Origin of the sequence: Actinomadura sp. CNU-125, from assembly GCF_001942465.1 — a bacterium.
GTDB lineage: Bacteria > Actinomycetota > Actinomycetes > Streptosporangiales > Streptosporangiaceae > Spirillospora.
On sequence record NZ_MKJY01000345.1, the window covers coordinates 1 to 4,590 of the forward strand.

Annotated in this window: 1 protein-coding gene and 1 pseudogene; both read left to right on the forward strand. The window is 73.1% G+C overall.

The features are described from left to right. Nucleotides 1-57: 57 nt before the first annotated feature. Nucleotides 58-642, forward strand: a pseudogene (locus BJF79_RS62645) (AMP-binding protein); the annotation flags it as partial. 163 nt (nucleotides 643-805) lie between these two features. Beyond that, nucleotides 806-4,590, forward strand: a 3,785-nt coding sequence (locus BJF79_RS62650; RefSeq protein ID WP_143220527.1) for a non-ribosomal peptide synthetase, incomplete at its 3' end; no start/stop codon positions are given.

The window sequence follows — 4,590 nt, forward strand, 5'->3', positions numbered from 1 at the left end:
GAGCAGTCCCCGGAGATCTTCGCCGGTGTGCGCGAGGTGTCGACGGGCGGCGATGTCGTGTCGTCCACGGCCGTCCGCAACCTCCTGGAGACCCACCCGGAGCTGATCGTCCGGACGACCTACGGCCCGACCGAGTCCACGGCGTTCGCCACGCAACTCGCGTTCACCTCGACCGACGACGTGCCCGACGCGATGCCGATCGGCGCGCCGATGGACAACACCCGCGCGTACGTCCTGGACGAGTTCTTACGCCCGGTTCCTCCCGGCGTCGTCGGGGAGCTGTACCTGGCAGGTCACGGCTTGGCGCGCGGCTATGCGGGCCGTCCGGGACTCACCGCCGAACGGTTCGTCGCGAGCCCTTTCCACCCGGGCCGCATGTACCGCACCGGCGACTTGGCCCGTTGGACGGACGACGGTGTCCTCGACTTCGCGGGACGCGCCGACGAGCAAGTCAAGATCCGCGGGTTCCGGATCGAGCCCGCCGAGGTCGAGGCCGTCCTGACGTCCCACGACGACATTGACCAGGCCGTAGTGATCGCCCGCGAGGACCAGCCGGGCACCAAGCGGCTCGTCGCCTACGTCATCGGGTCCGCCGCCGATGAGACCGACCTTCGTGAGTTCGTCGCCGCGCGGCTGCCCGAGTACATGGTTCCGGTCGCGTTCGTCGGCCTCGACGAGATCCCGGTGACCCGCAACGGCAAGGTCGACCGCGCGGGCACTCCCCGCCCCCGACCTGGCGGGACGGACGGGCGGCCGCGCCCCGGCCACGCCCGCCGAAGAGGTACTGGCCGGCCTGTTCGCCGAGGTGCTGGGCGTCGAGCGGGTCGGTGCGGACGACTCGTTCTTCGACCTCGGCGGCGACTCCCTCCTCGCGATGCGGCTGATCTCCCGCGTGCAGGCGGTGCTGGCCGCCGAGATCGGGATTCGGGAACTGTTCGGAGCCCCGACCGTCGAGGGGCTCGCGCGGCTCGCGGACGAGGCGCGCGGCGCGGGCGTCCGCCCGGCCCTGACTGCCCGCACCCGCCCGGACGTTGTGCCGCTGTCGTACGCGCAGCAACGGATGTGGTTCCTCAACCGGCTCGAAGAGGCCGGGGCGGGCGCCGGGTACAACGTGCCGCTGGCGCTCCGGCTGTCCGGCGACCTGGACGTCGCCGCGCTCGAAGCGGCGATCGGTGACGTCGCCGACCGGCACGAGACGCTCCGGACGATCTTCCCGGAGTTCGCGGGCGTTCCCCGGCAGGAGGTCCTGGACGACCGTCCCGTCCTGCGGGTGGACGACGTCGCGGAGAGCGACCTGCCGGACGCCGTCGCCGCCGAGATGGAACTCGGGTTCGATCTCACCCGGGAGCCGCCGTGGCGGGCGCGGTTGCTGGCGCCGTCGTCCGCCGAGCCCGTCCTGGTGATCACGGCGCACCACATCGCCGTCGACGGGTGGTCGATGGGCGTCGTCACCCGTGACCTGGGAACGGCCTACGCGGCGCGCGCCGCCGGTTCGGCCCCCGAGTGGGAGCCGCTGCCCGTCCAGTACGCCGACTACGCGCTGTGGCAGCGCGAAGTCCTCGGCGACCCCGACGACCCGGAAAGCCTCCTCGCCGAGCACATCGGGCACTGGCGCGAAGCGCTCGCCGGGCTGCCCGAGGAGCTGACGCTCCCGGTCGACCGGCCACGCCCGGCGGCGGCGACGTTCCGTGGCGCGATCGTCCCGGTGGAGACGGACGCCGACGTTCATGCACGTCTCGCGGAACTGGCGCGGGCGCAGGGCGTGACGATGTTCATGGTCGCGCAGGCGGCGGTGGCGGTGCTGCTGTCGAAGGTCGGTGCGGGTGACGACGTCCCGATGGGGACGGCCGTCGCTGGGCGCGGCGACGCGGCGCTGGAGGATCTGGCCGGGTTCTTCGTCAACACGCTCGTCCTGCGGACGGACGTGAGCGGCGACCCGACGTTCGCCGAACTGCTCGCCCGCGTCCGGGAAACCGACCTCGCCGCGTACGCGCACCAGGACGTCCCGTTCGAGCGGCTAGTCGAGGACCTCAACCCGCCCCGCTCCCTTGCCCGGCACCCGCTCTTCCAGGTCATGCTCACGTTGCAGAACCTGCCGCAGGGGAACGACGACGGCGATCTCGATCTGGCCGGCGTGCGTGCGCGGCCGTTCGCCGGGGACGAGCCGGGGGAGCAGGCGGCCAAGTTCGATCTCTCGTTCAGCCTCACCGAGCACCGCGACGAGGACGGGACTCCGGCCGGAATCGAAGGCGGCATCCAGTACGCGATCGACCTGTTCGACGACGGCACCGCCCGCGCGCTCGCCGCGCGCCTCGAACGTGTTCTGGAACAGTGCGCCGCCGACCCGGACGTGCGCGTCGGCGCGATCGAGGTGCTGTCGGAGGACGAGCGGCGGCTTGTCGTCGAGGAGTGGAACGACACGTCCCGTCCGGTGTCGGCCGCGTCGATCGCCGGGCTGTTCGAGGAGCGGGCGGCGCGGACGCCGGACGCGGTCGCGGTGGTTGCCGACGGTGTGGCGTGGACGTACGCGGAGCTGAACGCGCGCGCCAACGGCGTCGCACACGCACTCGCCGGACGTGGATCGCCGATCGGCGTCCGGATGCGGCGCTCGCCGGAGTTGATCCCGGTGTTGCTGGGTGTGCTGAAGGCGGGCGCCGCATTCGTCCCGTTGGACGTGTCGCATCCGGAGGAGCGGATCGCGGCGGTGATGGCCGAGGCCGGGGTCTCGGTCGTCGTCACCGACGACGACGTGTTCGAGCCGGTCGAGGAGAACCCGGCGGTCCGGATTTCGCCGGACGATCTCGCGTACGTGATGTACACGTCGGGGTCGACCGGGACGCCGAAGGGCGTCGCCGTCACGCACGCGAACGTCGTCGCGTTCTGCCTGGACGAAGCGTGGCAGGCCGACACCGTCATGGTGCAAGCGAACCACGCGTTCGACGCGTCGACGTTCGAGATCTGGACGCCGCTGCTGCAGGGTGGCCGGTTGGTCGTGGCGCCGTCGGGTGACTTGGACGCGGCCGAGCGCGGACGTCTGATCGCCGAGCACGGAGTCACCAACGTGCACGCGACCGCCGGTTTGTTCCGCGTCCTCGCCGAGCAGTCCCCGGAGATCTTCGCCGGTGTCCGCGAGGTGTCGACGGGCGGCGACGTCGTGTCGTCCACGGCCGTCCAGGCCCTCCTGCGAACCCACCCGGACCTGATCGTCCGGACGACCTACGGCCCGACCGAGACGACCGCGTTCGCCACGCACCTGGCCTTCACGTCCGGCGATCGGGTTCCGGCGGCGGTCCCCATCGGCCGTCCGCTCGACAACACGCGCGCGTACGTCCTGGACGACGCGATGCGCCCGGTTCCTCCCGGCGTGGTCGGGGAGCTGTACCTGGCGGGTCACGGGCTGGCGCGCGGGTACGCGTCCCGTCCGGCCCTCACCGCGGAACGGTTCGTCGCGAACCCCTTCCACCCCGGCCGCATGTACCGCACAGGCGACCTGGCCCGCTGGACGGACGACGGCGTCCTCGACTTCGCCGGACGGGCCGACGAGCAAGTCAAGATCCGCGGCTACCGCATCGAGCCCGCCGAAATCGAGACCGTTCTCGCCTCCCACGACGACATCGACCAGGCGGTCGTGGTCGCACGCGAGGACCGTCCGGGGACCAAGCGGCTCGTCGCCTACGTCACCGGCGCGGCCGTCGAGGACGACGACCTGCGGGAACTGGTCGCGGCCCGGCTGCCCGAGCACATGGTCCCGGCCGCGTTCGTGTCCCTCGATGAGATCCCGGTGACCCGCAACGGCAAGGTCGACCGGGCCGCGCTCCCCGCGCCCGCCGCCGACGATGCCGGGGCCGGTGCCGGGCGTGAACCGGCGACCCGGGTGGAGGAGATCCTCTGCGGATTGTTCGCGGAGGCGCTCGGTGTCGAGCGAGTCGGGCCGGACGACTCGTTCTTCGGACTCGGCGGCGACTCCCTGCTCGCGATGCGGCTCGTCGCCCGGATCCGGGCCGTCTTCGATGCCGAGGTCGGCATCCGGCGGCTGTTCGCGGCGCCCACGCCCGCCGCGGTGGCCGAGGCCGTCGCGGAGGGCGGCGGTCCCACGGGCGACTTCGATCCGATGCTGCCGCTGCGCCCGGACGGCGACGCGCCCCCGGTCTTCTTCGTCCACTCGGGCGGGGGGCTCGCCTGGAACTACGCGGAACCGGCCCGGCACCTGCCGCCGGGGCGCCCCGCGTACGGGATCCAGGCGCGCGGCCTGGACGGGACGGCGGAGCCGCCCGCGAGCATCGCGGAGATGGCGGCCGAGTACGCCGAACGCATCCGCGCGGTGCAACCCGCCGGGCCGTACCACCTCGCGGGGTGGTCCTTCGGGGGCGTGGTCGAACGGGCCGGACGGGCCGTCGTGCGGGACCCGGCCGATCCCGCGCGGATCGGCCTCGTGCCCCGGGCCGGGGCGGCGCGGCGGTCGCGGAGGTGCCGGGCGCCGGGACGGCGCACGAACCGTTCGCCGCGTGACGCCGAGCGCCGTCTCGTCGAGGTCGCGCGCGCGGTGCTGCGCCGTTCGGTGCCGGAGGCACTCGACGTCCCGCTGACCGG